17 protein-coding genes are annotated in these 13,836 nt (G+C 38.6%); 9 read left to right on the plus strand and 8 right to left on the minus strand.

The window, feature by feature from the left end; genetic code table 11:
- Positions 1-124 precede the first annotated feature (124 nt).
- From LZF87_RS09065 to LZF87_RS09075, 3 genes are read right to left on the minus strand one after another with little or no spacing between them, the layout of a single operon-like run.
- On the minus strand, positions 125-1,540 hold the full coding sequence (locus tag LZF87_RS09065) for an MBL fold metallo-hydrolase (RefSeq protein ID WP_244338609.1): 1,416 nt from the start codon (positions 1,538-1,540) through the stop codon (positions 125-127).
- Between the two features lie 59 nt (positions 1,541-1,599).
- Entirely contained in the window at positions 1,600-2,394 is a 795-nt protein-coding gene (locus LZF87_RS09070; RefSeq protein WP_244338610.1) for a sulfite exporter TauE/SafE family protein, read from the minus strand.
- Entirely contained in the window at positions 2,394-3,026 is a 633-nt protein-coding gene (locus LZF87_RS09075; RefSeq protein ID WP_244338611.1) for a Crp/Fnr family transcriptional regulator, read from the minus strand. Before LZF87_RS09075 ends, LZF87_RS09070 begins: the two co-directional genes overlap by 1 nt.
- 230 nt (positions 3,027-3,256) lie before the next feature.
- Here LZF87_RS09075 and LZF87_RS09080 point away from each other — a divergent pair, with 230 nt between their 5' ends.
- Positions 3,257-4,531, plus strand: a complete 1,275-nt coding sequence (locus LZF87_RS09080; RefSeq protein ID WP_244338612.1) for a Glu/Leu/Phe/Val family dehydrogenase — start codon at positions 3,257-3,259, stop codon at positions 4,529-4,531.
- 132 nt (positions 4,532-4,663) lie between these two features.
- Here LZF87_RS09080 and LZF87_RS09085 read toward each other — a convergent pair whose 3' ends face one another.
- Positions 4,664-5,038 (minus strand): DUF423 domain-containing protein, encoded by a 375-nt coding sequence (locus LZF87_RS09085; protein WP_244338613.1) that lies wholly within the window; start codon positions 5,036-5,038, stop codon positions 4,664-4,666.
- Positions 5,039-5,252: 214 nt separating this feature from the next.
- Between LZF87_RS09085 and LZF87_RS09090 the strand changes: the two genes are divergently transcribed.
- The 5 genes from LZF87_RS09090 to LZF87_RS09110 are packed head-to-tail and all read left to right on the plus strand — an operon-like array spanning position 5,253 to position 7,221.
- A complete protein-coding gene (locus LZF87_RS09090) occupies positions 5,253-5,813 on the plus strand; it encodes a hypothetical protein (protein WP_244338614.1) in 561 nt (186 codons plus the stop codon).
- Positions 5,800-5,940 (plus strand): hypothetical protein, encoded by a 141-nt coding sequence (locus tag LZF87_RS09095; protein ID WP_165571682.1) that lies wholly within the window; start codon positions 5,800-5,802, stop codon positions 5,938-5,940. The genes LZF87_RS09090 and LZF87_RS09095 overlap by 14 nt, the downstream gene beginning before the upstream one ends.
- The gene (locus LZF87_RS09100; protein ID WP_244338615.1) at positions 5,924-6,226 is read left to right on the plus strand and encodes a hypothetical protein; all 303 of its coding nucleotides are present in this window, start codon (positions 5,924-5,926) and stop codon (positions 6,224-6,226) included. The genes LZF87_RS09095 and LZF87_RS09100 overlap by 17 nt, the downstream gene beginning before the upstream one ends.
- A gap of 45 nt (positions 6,227-6,271) precedes the next feature.
- Entirely contained in the window at positions 6,272-6,658 is a 387-nt protein-coding gene (locus tag LZF87_RS09105) for a YchJ family protein (RefSeq protein ID WP_244338616.1), read from the plus strand.
- Complete coding sequence (locus LZF87_RS09110; RefSeq protein ID WP_244338617.1) at positions 6,658-7,221, plus strand: hypothetical protein; 564 nt, start codon at positions 6,658-6,660, stop codon at positions 7,219-7,221. Before LZF87_RS09105 ends, LZF87_RS09110 begins: the two co-directional genes overlap by 1 nt.
- Here the strand turns inward: LZF87_RS09110 and LZF87_RS09115 are convergent.
- Entirely contained in the window at positions 7,218-7,772 is a 555-nt protein-coding gene (locus tag LZF87_RS09115) for a 2'-5' RNA ligase family protein (RefSeq protein ID WP_244338618.1), read from the minus strand. The two genes, LZF87_RS09110 and LZF87_RS09115, sit on opposite strands and share 4 nt — an antisense overlap.
- 132 nt (positions 7,773-7,904) lie before the next feature.
- Between LZF87_RS09115 and LZF87_RS09120 the strand changes: the two genes are divergently transcribed.
- Complete coding sequence (locus tag LZF87_RS09120; protein WP_244338619.1) at positions 7,905-9,509, plus strand: class I SAM-dependent methyltransferase; 1,605 nt, start codon at positions 7,905-7,907, stop codon at positions 9,507-9,509.
- Positions 9,510-9,529: 20 nt separating this feature from the next.
- Here LZF87_RS09120 and LZF87_RS09125 read toward each other — a convergent pair whose 3' ends face one another.
- The 3 genes from LZF87_RS09125 to LZF87_RS09135 all read right to left on the minus strand — a co-directional run bounded on the left by LZF87_RS09125 (position 9,530) and on the right by LZF87_RS09135 (position 12,397).
- On the minus strand, positions 9,530-10,672 hold the full coding sequence (locus LZF87_RS09125) for a saccharopine dehydrogenase family protein (RefSeq protein ID WP_244338620.1): 1,143 nt from the start codon (positions 10,670-10,672) through the stop codon (positions 9,530-9,532).
- A 184-nt stretch (positions 10,673-10,856) separates the two neighbouring features.
- A complete protein-coding gene (locus LZF87_RS09130; RefSeq protein WP_244338621.1) occupies positions 10,857-11,852 on the minus strand; it encodes a metal-dependent hydrolase in 996 nt (331 codons plus the stop codon).
- A gap of 209 nt (positions 11,853-12,061) precedes the next feature.
- A complete protein-coding gene (locus LZF87_RS09135; protein WP_244338622.1) occupies positions 12,062-12,397 on the minus strand; it encodes a hypothetical protein in 336 nt (111 codons plus the stop codon).
- Positions 12,398-12,611: 214 nt separating this feature from the next.
- Between LZF87_RS09135 and LZF87_RS09140 the strand changes: the two genes are divergently transcribed.
- Entirely contained in the window at positions 12,612-13,514 is a 903-nt protein-coding gene (locus LZF87_RS09140) for a DnaJ C-terminal domain-containing protein (RefSeq protein WP_244338623.1), read from the plus strand.
- Entirely contained in the window at positions 13,511-13,798 is a 288-nt protein-coding gene (locus tag LZF87_RS09145) for a chaperone modulator CbpM (RefSeq protein WP_244338624.1), read from the plus strand. The genes LZF87_RS09140 and LZF87_RS09145 overlap by 4 nt, the downstream gene beginning before the upstream one ends.
- Positions 13,799-13,836 lie beyond the last annotated feature (38 nt).

Here is a 13,836-nt window from a genome sequence, read left to right on the forward strand (position 1 = left end):
TTATTAGTGATGCAAAAGTATTTAATTTTTAGGAATGATAATTCGTACGACTAATTTTTGTTAGTCTATAGAATAAAAAAATCAGGCAAGAGCCTGATTTTCCTATTTCACGATTGTTACGTTCTTATTTTAAAGTAGAAGGACAAACAAATTGCGTTAATGGTACTCCTGCGTTGCGGATTCCGCTGATTCCTTTTTCAACATTGATCATATTGTGGTACCCGCGGGCTTTTAATATCGAAGCCATGATTACAGAACGGTACCCTCCGGCGCAATGCAGATAGAATTCTTCGTTTTTCGGTACTTCGGCCAATTGGCTGTTTACGAAATCCAACGGAATGTTTATTGCGTTTTCTACATGTTCGGCTTTATATTCACCCGGTTTTCTTGAGTCTACAATAGGATGTTTTGTCTGATTTTTTTCCGAAGCAAATTGCTCAGGAGAAATGGAAACTATGCTCTCGCTTTCAAAACCTGCAGCTTTCCAGGCTTCCAAGCCGCCTTTCAGATAGCCAAGACAGTTGTCAAACCCAACACGTGCCAAACGCGTAATAGCTTCTTCTTCTTTTCCTTCAGGTGTAATCAATAAAATTGGGTGTTTGACATCCATAATCAAAGCGCCAACCCAAGGAGCAAAGTTTCCATGTAAACCTATGAATATGGAATTAGGAACATGTTCTTTGACGAAGTTGTTTTCGTGTCGCACATCCAAAATTAAAGCTTCTGATTGATTTGCAAGAGCTTCAAAAGCAGATGGTTCCAATGCAGTATTGGCTTTGGTCATGATAGTTTCCAAACTGTCATACCCTTCGATATTCATTAAAACATTTTGAGGGAAATAAGCAGGAGGAGCGCTAAGGCCATCCAATAATTCTGCGATGAACTCTTCTTTGGTCATGTCGGCACGCAAAGCATAATTAACCTTTTTCTGGTTTCCTAAAGTATCAGTGGTTTCTTTGCTCATGTTTTTCCCACAGGCGCTACCAGCTCCGTGATTAGGATATACGATTAAATCATCGGATAATGGCATGATTTTATTTCGAAGTGAATCATAAAGCATTCCCGCCAGTTTTTCCTGAGTCAAATCGGTAACCAGTTTCTGAGCTAAGTCAGGTCTTCCCACATCTCCGATAAATAAAGTATCACCGGTTATGATTCCGTGTTGTTGTCCGTTTTCGTCAATCAAAAGGTATGTTGTACTTTCTAAAGTATGTCCTGGAGTATGGATTGCCTTAATAGTGTAATTTCCAATTTTGAACTCCTGGTTGTCTTCGGCTATGATCGTTTCGAAGTTAGGTTTTGCTGTTGGTCCGTAAACAATTTGAGCTCCTGTTTTTTTCGACAGATCCAAATGTCCGGAAACGAAATCGGCATGAAAATGCGTTTCAAAAATGTACTTGATTTTTGCGTTGTCTTTAGTTGCTTTATCGATGTAGGATTGCACCTCACGTAAAGGGTCAAAAATAGCTGCTTCGCCATTATTCTCGATATAATAAGCGGCGTGAGCCATACATCCGGTATAAATTTGTTCTATTTTCATATCTGTGTTCAAATTTTTTGTAAAGGTAATTTATTATTTAAAATCAAAAGTAACATTGGTTACAGTTTGAGGAATTCTTTAGATAAAATAAAAATAGCCATTAACAGTACAAAGTAACCAAACCCTTTCTTAAGTTGGGCTTCATTTAAGAACTTATTAAGATAAATTCCGATAAAAATACCAATTACCGATAAGGACGAGAAACTCAGTAAAAAAAGCCAGTCGATTTCCATTGTCTGCATGTCGCCGGCAAACCCAATCAGCGAATTTAGGGAGATTATGAATAGGGAAGTGGCTACGGCTTTTCGCATGGGAAGTTTGGCGAAAAATACCAGTGAAGGAATGATTAGAAAACCACCACCAGCTCCTACGAAACCAATTAAAATCCCAATTCCAAAAGTTTGAGCGATAAAAAGGAGCTTTGATTCTCCTTTTTCGGAAGTTGTAAAATCGTCGATTTTCTTTTTCTTCAGCATCGATGTAGCTGCAAATAGCATTATTACAGCAAACAATATCATCAGAAAAGCCTCTTTAGTCAGGCTGAACCCAAAAAGTGATATGATAGTATCTGGTAGTTTCGGGACTAAAAAACGTCGGGTTAAGTAAACCGCCATGAAAGAAGGGATTGCAAAAAGAAATCCTTTTTTGACATCAACAAATCCCTTGAAAAAATTCTGAGTAGCACCAAAGGCTGAAGTCGTTCCTACTATAAATAAGGAATAAGCTGTTGCAGTAACCGGACTGAAACTTAAAATATAGACCAAAATCGGAACTGTTAGTATAGAACCGCCGCCACCTGTCAACCCCAGTATCAATCCAATAAGTAAAGCGCCAATATATCCTAGTAGTTCCATTAAAATTGCAGTATTTCTATTTTATTACGGTTCAGTTTAATTTTGCCTTCCAGTTCGAGACTTTTCAACAGGCGGGAAACAACCACTCGCGACGTGTGCATGTCGGTTGCAATTTCCTGATGTGTGTTGGCAATTTCTGAAGTTCCTAAAACTTTGGCTTTGTCCGTAAGGTATTTGTACAGGCGTTCGTCCATTTTCATGAAAGCCAGCGTGTCTATAGCTTCCAGCATTTCCAGTAAGCGTGTGTTGTAACTTTCAAAGACGAAATTGCGCCATGATTTGTATTTGACAAGCCATTCTTCCATTTTGTCAATAGGGATCATGATTAAATCGCCTTCGGTTTCGGAAACGGCCATTATCTTACTCTTGCTTTTACCTATGCAACAAGTTAATGTCATTGCACAAGTGTCTCCGCGTTCTAAGAAGTACAATAGTAATTCGTTTCCGTTTTCGTCTTCACGAAGAATTTTTATGGCGCCATTTAGGAGAAGTGGCATGGATTTTATTTGTTCGCCAATTTCGATAAGAATTTCATCCTGATGAAATTTTCGTAGGATGCCTGCTGATGCAATTTCTTTTAGTAATTCATCTTCAAACAAATAGGAGTAGGATTCTTTTAATTGCTGATACATGACTTGTTTTTTGCAAATGTAAGATTTTGAAAAACTTAAGAGAGTAACATTTGTTACTAATCTGGCTATAATTCACAAATAACCCTTAAGGCGTTGTTAAATTGTTGGTTTGTGTTACATTTTTAATGATAAAAATCAGTTTATGTAATTTTAAAAAACATATATTTGCTTGCTTTTTACAGAGCAAGGAATAAACAAACGAAAAACTTAAGTTGAAAATCATAAAAATTATGGCAACAACAGCAAAGCCCCAGCCGAGCATGTATGAAAACGTTAAGATACAGTTTGAAAAAGCTGCTAACGTTATGGGATTGGATGATACTGTTAAGAAAATCCTTTCCTCTACAAACAATGAAATTATAGTTAACTTTCCTGTGAAAATGGATAACGGAAGCGTAGAAGTATTTACGGGATACCGAGTTCAGCATAACAATGTATTAGGTCCTTACAAAGGAGGATTACGTTACCACCCGACAGTTGATATCGATGCTGCAAGAGCATTGGCAACATGGATGACATGGAAAACATCTTTAGCCGGACTTCCTTACGGAGGTGGTAAAGGAGGAATCCAATTGGATCCTAAAAAATATTCTCAGGGTGAATTAGAGCGTATTACTCGTCGCTTTACTTATGCATTAGGTGACAACATCGGTCCTGAGCATGATATCCCTGCACCGGACGTGAACACTAACGCACAAATGATGGCTTGGATTGCAGATACGTACATGTCTACAAAATCTCCAGCTGAGCGTTCTAAAAACCAACACGTAGTTACCGGAAAACCAGTAGGATCTGGAGGTTTGGAAGGACGTGACCGTGCAACAGGATTCGGAGTAGTGGTTACTTTGGAATCATGGGCAAAATTAAGAAACACTTCTTTAGAAGGAAAAAAATATATCGTTCAGGGATTTGGTAACGTTGGATACTGGGCAGCACATTTCATGAACAAAAACGGAGCAATCCTTGTTGGAGTTCAGGATGCTACAGGAACTATCTACAATCCTGAAGGAATCGATCCAGAAGCATTATTACGTTTCCAGGCTGATAACGGAACTATTTCAGGTTTCAAAAACACACAAGATTATAACTCAGCTGAATTCTTCGGAATTGAATGTGATATCATTATTCCTGCTGCTTTGGGTAACCAAATTACAGCTGAGAACGCAGAATCTGTAAAAGCAAAGGTAATCGCTGAAGGAGCTAACGGACCTACAGATACAGAAGGTGAAGAAATTTTATTAGCTAAGGGCATTGAAATCATCCCTGATATTTTATGTAATTCAGGAGGTGTAATCGGTTCTTACTTTGAGTGGTTACAAAACCGTAACGGAGAAATCTGGACTATGGACGATGTAATCATCAAATTGAGAAAGAAAATGGAAGATGCGTTCAACCGTGTGGTAATCACCGGAGGTCAGTACAAAACAGACTGGAGAACAGCAGCTTACATTCAAGCGTTAGTGCGTATTGAAATGGCATACAAACAAAGAGGTATCTTCCCATAATAGATGTCTTTTCCGAAATAAAAAAACCACTCATTTGAGTGGTTTTTTTATTATTGTAATTAATTCGGTATTTACTGATTATCTGTAGTTATATACAGAAAATGTTGTCTAGGAATTAAGATTGCAGGATTTTTAAATGACGCTAAGAAGTAGCAGGGTCCATCCTGTAACCAATAATAAGCCTCCCAACGGAGTGATTGGACCAAGAAAACGCCATTTGTTGCCAGTCATAGAAGTAAGACACAAACCGTAAATACTGAAAGAAAACAAAAGTATTCCGGCTATAAAACACCAACCGATACTTTCTTCCAAAGTAGAACTGAAAGTTAACAGCTGTGGAAGTACCAGCAATACTATGGCGTGATACATTTGGTATTTTACGCCGGTTTCAAAGCTTTTTAGTAAATCTTCACTCATTCGTTTCTTTAAAGCGTGAGCACCAAAAGCCCCAAAAATAACGGCAAGTCCTCCATATAAAGCACCAAATGCCAAAACGGTTTCTTTCATATATGTAAAATTTATTTATAAGTTGTCATATATGGTATCGCTTTTATTTATTAGTGTTTGCTAGTGCAAACCTATTGTTAATGGCGATTTCATAAATATTGTTTTTTCAAAGGTAACGAATTAGTCCTTTTGTTGATATTAATGCGATGCAGGTCCTTTCGAACTAACTTTTATACTTTTTGTGGTTAAGTTTCAAAACTTTATCTTTGCCGTCATGCAGAAAACTTACAATAAAACCAATTTTCACAAGCATACATTTTGTATATACCGAGAGGTGCTGTCAACTGAAATTGACGGTTTAAAACTTGGTTACACTAGCAAATCGGGGAGTAATTATTATTTCACCGAGAACGGTCTGTATAGAATTTCCGATCATTGGGGGCGTGCTGCGAACTGTCGCTGGCGATTATTGCCTTTGCAAAATGGAACTCGATTAAAAACCAAAATAGGTTATGCCGACTGGACGGATTTTTATCCGAATAACGAAAACGAAAACCTGTTTTATATCGAAGTGGATTTTGATACCAGAGAAGTCAGCTTTCAGCACAAGTCCAACCCAAAATACGATGGCAAAGCACAAGTCCGTAATGCTGCTGAAACAGCTCGCGTAATAAGGCAAATTAACGAGGTAATTACCACCGAAAATTGGGCAAAATACATTAAATTTGATAGTATAAATGACTTGCGGAAAGAAGTGATAAAACAACTGATCACTACGAATCAGACATTTCTTGAAATAAAACGCAAAATAGGAGAGTTGTATGGGACGACGTAATGAAACTAATCGTTTGGCGCACAAAAAGAAAGTCGACCAAAAGAAAAACAGGGAAAAGGAAGCAGCACAACTTAGAAAAGAAAAACTCAAAGCTATTGTGCAGCAGTTTAATGATCAGAACAGTTAAAGTCAGTACAATGCAAATCAATTATACCATAATAAGAGCAACCATTCAACAAGCAATTGATTTTTTGGTTGTTGACAAGGATACTAATGCCGCAACACTAAAATTAGTTGATGCAGACGAAATCATTACTGATTTGATAGACCATGCTGAAACTGATGAGGATATTATTGAGATAAGCCGATACCAAGTGTTGCTGAATCAATTGCACCAAAAAATAAATGAGATGAAGAATATGAGATATGGAATGGACGATAAAAACAGTGATGAAGAAAATTACCTTTGTTAAATATGCTCGCATACTCATAAATCATAACTTATAACTCAAAGTATTTTGCATAACTGTTATTGCGGTTCCGGAAAACCATTTGAAAATTGCTGTCAGCCTTATATTTTAGGGAAAGAAAAAGCGCCATCTGCCGAAGCTCTGATGCGTTCACGTTATTCGGCGTATTGCACCCAGCAAGCGGATTATCTGGTAGCTACGACACATAGTTCTACCCGTCGTTATCATAATAAAAAAGATATTTTAGCCTGGTCGAAAGAAAACAATTGGATTAAGCTGGAAATCATTAATTCTTCTGAAAATAAGGTTGAATTCAAAGCCTATTTTATGGACAATAGTTTGCAAAACCATATCCATCACGAGAAATCCACATTCAAAAAGGAGGGTGATTGTTGGTTTTATGTGGATGGTATTTTCAACGAAGCTATTCGGTAATGATCCCGGTATCTTCTTTTCAACCTAAGAAAGATGCTTTCAAAAATACCTTTTGTATTTTCAGGGAAGTTCCCTTATCAGAAATAGAACAACTGGAAGAACGGTTTAAAAGCGAGTCGGGGAGTGCGTATTATTATACTGTTGAAGGAATGTACCGTCTTTCTAATCATTGGGGGCGGCTGGCCAACAGTAAGTGGCGATTATTGGCTATGGATCCGCCCACGTCTTCTAAAATAAAATTGGGTTTTGCCAAGTGGGAAGATTTTTATCCTGATAATGCTACTGAAAAAAATTACTACATCGAGGCTGATTTCGAAAACCAAACGGCAAACTACTTTCATAAAAACTGTCCGGATTACAACGGAATTAATATTTTACGCACCACAGCAGAAACACGGAAGCGTTTGAAGAACATCCGTAATATCCTCACGTTAACCCAATGGGCTACTCATTATTATCAGGATATTAAGGAACTTCGAAAACGGATTGTGTACGAATTAATCAATACCGATAAAACCCTCGAAGTGATAAAAAGGGAAGTTACCGACAGCTTTCCAACTTAAAAAAGGGTTCCTTGTACTTCCGTCGGATTACTGCGGAAAGGAAAAATATCGGAAATATAATACTGTTTTACGTTTTCATCGAATGTGCGCAGGACTACGCTGCTGCACAGGAAGCGTTCATCTATGGTAGTAAAATAGCTTTTGGCTATCCCCAGTTTTTCACGGGACAACCTTCGGGCAATAGAAAGATGCGGATCGTTGCTTATGTGTAAATCTTTGATGATGAGCGTATCGTTAATCTGTTTCATGATTGGCTTCAATTTGTTTTTGGTGTCTTCATCAGGATCGATAAAGAAAGCCCCATTCGGATAGGAGCCAAAACCTGTCAGATGTACTTCAACTGGCTTAAAACCATCACACAGCCTTGTTAATTGCTGTTTAACTTTTTCAATTACCGCATCCGAAGCTTTGAATTCATTAATGGTGATATGTCCCATCGAGTTCTTACTGTTAAACCAGCCCACTTTATCCGCAAGTTCTAGTTTCATCGTTTTAACCAAAGCGATAACTTGTTCCGACGGAATTATTGCAACTGAGTAATGTCCTTCCATAATAGTTTGTATCTGTATCAAAATTACTAAATATTTGGATAAAAGATATGCTCAAAAAACGAATAGAATACCTATAAATTTAAATAGAATACATAAACTAATTTTTCTTAAATTTGAGAAAATCACTATCCTATGACCGTAAAGCCAGAACAGCGCAGTATCATTTTTAACCATTTAGATGGCCTTGTAACCGCTCCGGTTGCTTATTCTTTGCATCATAAAAAAGTACTTGATACGTTACTGGCGGTCAAAACAATCAGTTTAAAAGAGCTAACCGAAAAATTTAATGCCAACGAGGGCTATTTGAATGTTGCTTTGCGGACATTAGCTTCACAGGGATTTCTGGATTATAGCGTTAACAATGCGACAGAAGAAATAGTGGTTAACACAAACGCTAACAGTGAGTTTGCTTTTTCGCTTTTTCCCTTGTATAAGGATGTGATTGATCTGCTTAAGAACTCCGATTTGTTTACGAGCGTACATATCGCTACGGCCTTTCTTCCGGAATTGCAAACGGTTTTCAATAAATACATAAACCATTTTGGTATTACTTTTTCATCTGATCCGAAAGAAAAAGCATTGCAAGAGCAGGTGCTGAACCATATTGAAGGTTTTTTGGTAGGACCAATTATTGTCAGTTTGGGAATGACAGGGATGTTTCATAAGTACTTTATGGAAACCTCTTTCCGCCCTGAAGAATTCCACAAAGAACCCGAAGTTTTCAAGATTATACTGGATTTCTTTACCCATCTCGATTGGTTTACCGAAAAAAAAGGGTATTATCAGTTTACCGAAACCGGACTCTTTTTTGCTAAACGCGCAACGGCTTATGGGGTAACTGTTTCTTATTTGCCAATGTTTAGGGCTATGGATGATTTGTTGTTTGGCAACCCGTCAACCTTGCGTAATATTGGCGTTAATGAAGACGAACTCCACGTAAACCGAGAAATGAATGTGTGGGGCAGTGGAGGAGCACACGCCACCTATTTTAAAGTGGTCGATGATATTCTTATTGAAATTTTTAATAAACCAATACAAGAACAACCCAAAGGGATTTTAGACATGGGATGTGGAAACGGTGCTTTCCTGCAGCATGTTTTTGATGTGATAGAACGTCAGACCCTGCGAGGAAAAATGTTAGAAGAATATCCCCTTTTTCTGGTGGGAGTAGATTATAACCAAGCTGCGTTGAAAGTCTCCAGAGCAAACCTGATAAAAGCGGACATTTGGGCAAAAGTAATATGGGGTGATATCGGAAAACCCGATTTGTTAGCTCAGGATTTAAAGGAAAACTACAATATCGATTTAGGAGACTTATTGAATGTTCGTACGTTCTTAGACCATAACCGCATTTGGGAACTGCCAACACTTGTTACTCCGGACAGGGTCAGTACTTCAACCGGAGCCTTTGCACACAGGGGAAAACGCATCAGTAATAATGATGTGGAAGATAATCTGTTGGATCATTTCAACAAGTGGGCTCCATTCGTACATAAATTCGGTCTGCTTATTATCGAACTTCATACTATACCACCTGAACTTACGGCCGCTAATCTTGGTAAAACTGCAGCTACCGCTTATGATACAACCCACGGCTTTTCAGACCAATATATTGTAGAGATAGATGTCTTGCACAAAATAGCTGCAGAAGCCGGTTTGCAACCCGATCCGCAATACTTCAGAAAATTTCCTAATACCGATTATGCTACCGTTAGTATTAATTTATTGAAGGGATAGTTGCTTAGGCGCTTCAATATTTAAAACTTCCCATAAACAGGAACAATAAAATCCCCATTTAAAAAGGCCGTTGAATCAATCTGACTTTGTTGTATAACTCCAGTTAGGGAATCTTCTAGTAATAGTTGAGCTGCTTGTGCCAAAGGAGCCGCTGTAGTGGTTTGGATGGCTCTTAGCTGATGGTTTCCTACTTTTAGAGGTAAGATGCGTTTCGCAATTTCACGTCTTCGTAAGATACCGGTCGCATCTTTGCCTTCAACGGTTGCATATAAAACAATCTGATCGTTTTCTATGTGTGGGATTACAGCTTCCATTTTTTCTTGTAAATCCTTAATCGCATCATTTGAATTCCCAGACCCTGATAACTGTTTCGCAACCCAGGCATAATGTCCAGGATGACGTAATGTCTTGTAGTCAAGTGAGCGTACTTTGCCTAATAATGCATCCGGTAAATCAGCCGCACCGCCAGAGGTAAGATCCTCTTCATACGTAATGCCATCAATGATTATGGAAGCCCGTTCTGATAAAGAAGGTAAAGTCGTTTTCTTGAAGTCACGCAACACAATAGTGTCTTTTAGGTATTCGGTTGCCACACCTACCGGACTCCAGGTAAATCCGTAAAAATGAGGAGCAACGGCATGATTGGTAAGTGCGCCAACTTTAAACTCAAGTTTGTCTGCTTTGTCAACTCCAAAATCATTGCAAAACTGTTGGAATAGTCCGTGCGCAAGTAAATCGATATAACCAGGTGCTAAGCCAGTCTGAAGGACAAAGCCAGTTTTGGCATCTTTAGCCAATTCTTTAATCATTTCGGTTTCAGCCACATATTCGGTAAGGTTAGCATAATGCATATGGAAATCTTTAGCAAACTGCGCTATCCTTGGTCCCTGACTACCAGGAAGACAGTCCAGGATAATATCCCCTTCATCAAACAATACTTTCATCTCGTCGGTAATACCGTCTTCTGGAAGATAGAAATCCTGGACTGAACAGGGTTTTGTAGTGCCTTCCATAATCCACTGGGCTACTTTTTTGGCTTTTTCAGGGATGCGATCCCCAATGAAAAGAGTAGGATGTACTTCACTCCATTCCGCAAGTAGTAAACCCACAGCTTCGGCAATGCCTCCGGCTCCGGCAATAATAATAGTATGATGTTTTTTCATATATCAGGGTTGAGGTGTTTTTTTGTCTGACTAAAGTTACTGTTTTTTTCCAATTTTGTATTTAGGTACTAACGCAATTTATTACACCATATTTTGTAAATACTAAGAAATCCTTCTACTTTCGAAAGAGTCTTTTGGTTGACTGGGATATATCGATATGTAAAAGGGATGAATTGGTCCAGTATTAATTCCCTTTCAGACGGATGAATAATCTTTTTAATAAAGCCTTAGCGTCTCCTCTGTTTTTAGGTACTTCAACGGCTTTCAAACCTTCTGAGGATTGGATAAACTGATAGCTGAAAACAAACTGAGGCGTCTTGGGATTATCGTTTAAGATTCCGAAACGCAGGTCGTTAAAGTAAATTTTGTTATCGATTTGGTTTACGATGAACCAACCTTCGCTGATAATACGAAGTTTTTTAAAGTAGGTGTTGTCTTTTAAGGAAGCTTCTAAGTTGTAATCTTTCGGATAAAGGGTAAAATGTATGGGCTGTGTGTCAAAAAGGGAGTAATCGCCCAAGAAATACCCTTCTTTGGAGGCAACATTCGCATTCCACAGGATAAGATTGAACGGAGTTGGTTTTACCATGATTTCATTATAGGAAATGTTTTGGTCCACCAGTGCTTTTTCAAACTTGTAAAGCGCATACGATTTGATACTTAATGCCAGCAACATGTACCCCGTGCTTATGTACAATCCACGGCGTACATATTTTGCACGCAGCTCGTTGTTCTTGGTACGCCAGACCATTATTAAAAAAATAAGAAACGGTATGGTATAGAGCGGATCGATGACAAAGATGCAGTTCAGGGAATAGCGGTAGGGCAGCGGCCACAGTATTTGGGTGCCCCAAGTCGTGCACATGTCTAAAAGCGGATGGGTGAAAAGACACCAAAAAGCCATCCAGGTGGCTGATTTAAAGGATATTCGTTTTTTTTCTATCCGTTGGATGCACCAGCCAAAGATAGGAGCGAGAAACAGGTGGAATAGCAGGGAATGACTCATTCCACGGTGAATCATTATTCCGTCCAGAGGATCCATGAATTTTGCAACAACCACATCCAGATCGGGGACAGTGCCCAGGACGGCTCCGTAAACAAACCCTCTGTTCTGGAGTTTTTTTCCGGCGCATACTTCAGCTACGGCAATGCCTAATACTATTTGGGTCAGTGAATCCATAATTACAAAAGTAAGCGGAATAACAGAATTGGTAACGGAAGTTCTAAAATTTCCTGTTGGTGCATTACTTTGATGAATTTAAGGATTTTGATGAAAGAGGATAGCACGTTTAAGTAATTTAAACGCATTAAAAAAGCTGTCTAAAAAGCCTGTCACGTTTATTATTATGGTAAAATGACTTGTTGTTACTTTTTAGACAGCATTCTTTTTTATTTCTTATGCCCGTTCATGGTGATGACATATTTCAGGATCAGATCCTGAGATTTTTCATCTAGTGTATTAGGGTGTTTTTTGTTTACTTTCTTAACCATTATCGGTACGATTTTTTCCCACTCGGATTCTGAAAATTTAGTCGGGTTTTTCAGTTTGTGGCATTCGGCACAGTGTTGCTCAAACATTGATTTACCTTGACTTAGTTCATCTAAAGTGTAACCAGGATATTTAGTCTGCATTCTGTCGACATCAGGCTGGGCAGGAGTTACCAATTTTACGGCACAACTTGTTATTACTAACACTACTGATAAAGTAAGAATAATTTTTTTCATGTTTTTTGGTTGGTTTTACGGTTAAAAAAAATCAGTTGGTTTTATAAATATAAAAAAAAATGGACAAAATCCTAATTTTCTGAATAAAAAAATATTGTGGCAATTCTGTGACTACAGAAAAACCGTATAACTTCAAAACTGTGCCTTTTATCGTAACTCTTTGAATTGGATAACATAAAATTGTAAATTTAAAGTCAAAGTAACGCTGAGGTTTATGGCATACATTGATTATTACGCCGTTTTGGGCGTCCAAAAAACAGCAACCGCGGAGGAGATTAAAAAGGCCTACCGGAAGCTGGCACGTCAATACCATCCCGATGTGAATCCTAACAAGGAAGAGGCAAGCCATAAATTTAAGCTGATCAATGAAGCCAATGAGGTGTTGGGTGACCCCGAAAAGCGCAAGAAATACGACGAGTACGGGGAGCATTGGGAACATGCCGACCAATATGAAGAGGCTCGCCGACAACAACAGCAATACGGAGGTGGAGGTTTTCAGGACCAACAGGGAGCAGAAGGTTTTAATGATTACGAAGCCTTTTCCGATTTCTTCGGATCGATGTTCGGTAAAGAAGGCAGGACGAAGACTACGGGTTTTAAAGGTCAGGATGTTTCGGCGACCCTGCGATTGCATCTGACAGATATTTTAACCACGCAAAAACAAGTATTGGAAGTAAATGGCAAAAAAATACGAATTACCATTCCGGCTGGCGTTACCAACGGGCAGACGATAAAAATAGCAGGACACGGCGGTAAAGGTTATAATAACGGGCCTAATGGTGATTTGTACATCACATTCGATATCATAAACAACACCACATTTGAAGTTAAAGGAAATGACCTATATAAAACAGTGCCAATCAATATGTATGACGCCCTCTTGGGAGGAGAAGTGATTGTGAATACCCTTAACGGAAAAGTAAAAGTACCCATTGCCCCCGAAACCGAGAACAATAAAAAAGTCAAGCTGCGCGGTAAAGGGCTGCCCATATACAAGCAGGAAGGTGTTCATGGTGATATGTATATTACCTATGCCGTGGAACTCCCCAAACATTTGTCGGTTAAAGAAAAAGAACTTTTCGAGCAATTACGTTCCATCAGAAAACAAGCATTATGAGTGACAAATCCATTAAAATATCCGTCATTACTTTTTGTCAGTACCATCAGATAGAACCTGACTTTGTTTATGCTTTGCAAGAAAGCGGACTGTTGGATTTACAAAAAGAGAAGGAAGAACTCTATCTCTTGAACCAACAGATTGACATATTGGAAAAGTACATCAGGATGCATTACGAGTTGGGAATTAACATTGAAGGACTCGAAGTGATAACCCGTTTGTTAACTAAGATGGAGGAAATGCAGGCTGAATTAAACTTGTTGAAAAGAAGATTTGGGGAGTGAGTGAAAGGGAAAAGGGAAAAGAGAGACGCAAGTATAAG

Source organism: Flavobacterium enshiense (assembly GCF_022836875.1).
In the GTDB taxonomy this organism is placed as follows: Bacteria; Bacteroidota; Bacteroidia; order Flavobacteriales; family Flavobacteriaceae; genus Flavobacterium; species Flavobacterium enshiense_A.

Bases quoted from the DNA above. Each gene is read 5' to 3' on its own strand.
- LZF87_RS09095 (WP_165571682.1), top strand. From the start codon at position 5,800: ATGGGACGACGTAATGAAACTAATCGTTTGGCGCACAAAAAGAAAGTC.
- LZF87_RS09100 (WP_244338615.1), top strand. From the start codon at position 5,924: ATGATCAGAACAGTTAAAGTCAGTACAATGCAAATCAATTATACCATA.
- LZF87_RS09090 (WP_244338614.1), top strand. From the start codon at position 5,253: ATGCAGAAAACTTACAATAAAACCAATTTTCACAAGCATACATTTTGT.
- LZF87_RS09115 (WP_244338618.1), bottom strand. From the start codon at position 7,772: ATGGAAGGACATTACTCAGTTGCAATAATTCCGTCGGAACAAGTTATC.
- LZF87_RS09070 (WP_244338610.1), bottom strand. From the start codon at position 2,394: ATGGAACTACTAGGATATATTGGCGCTTTACTTATTGGATTGATACTG.
- LZF87_RS09080 (WP_244338612.1), top strand. From the start codon at position 3,257: ATGGCAACAACAGCAAAGCCCCAGCCGAGCATGTATGAAAACGTTAAG.
- LZF87_RS09120 (WP_244338619.1), top strand. From the start codon at position 7,905: ATGACCGTAAAGCCAGAACAGCGCAGTATCATTTTTAACCATTTAGAT.
- LZF87_RS09110 (WP_244338617.1), top strand. From the start codon at position 6,658: ATGATCCCGGTATCTTCTTTTCAACCTAAGAAAGATGCTTTCAAAAAT.
- LZF87_RS09130 (WP_244338621.1), bottom strand. From the start codon at position 11,852: ATGGATTCACTGACCCAAATAGTATTAGGCATTGCCGTAGCTGAAGTA.
- LZF87_RS09140 (WP_244338623.1), top strand. From the start codon at position 12,612: ATGGCATACATTGATTATTACGCCGTTTTGGGCGTCCAAAAAACAGCA.
- LZF87_RS09145 (WP_244338624.1), top strand. From the start codon at position 13,511: ATGAGTGACAAATCCATTAAAATATCCGTCATTACTTTTTGTCAGTAC.
- LZF87_RS09065 (WP_244338609.1), bottom strand. From the start codon at position 1,540: ATGAAAATAGAACAAATTTATACCGGATGTATGGCTCACGCCGCTTAT.
- LZF87_RS09135 (WP_244338622.1), bottom strand. From the start codon at position 12,397: ATGAAAAAAATTATTCTTACTTTATCAGTAGTGTTAGTAATAACAAGT.
- LZF87_RS09075 (WP_244338611.1), bottom strand. From the start codon at position 3,026: ATGTATCAGCAATTAAAAGAATCCTACTCCTATTTGTTTGAAGATGAA.
- LZF87_RS09125 (WP_244338620.1), bottom strand. From the start codon at position 10,672: ATGAAAAAACATCATACTATTATTATTGCCGGAGCCGGAGGCATTGCC.
- LZF87_RS09085 (WP_244338613.1), bottom strand. From the start codon at position 5,038: ATGAAAGAAACCGTTTTGGCATTTGGTGCTTTATATGGAGGACTTGCC.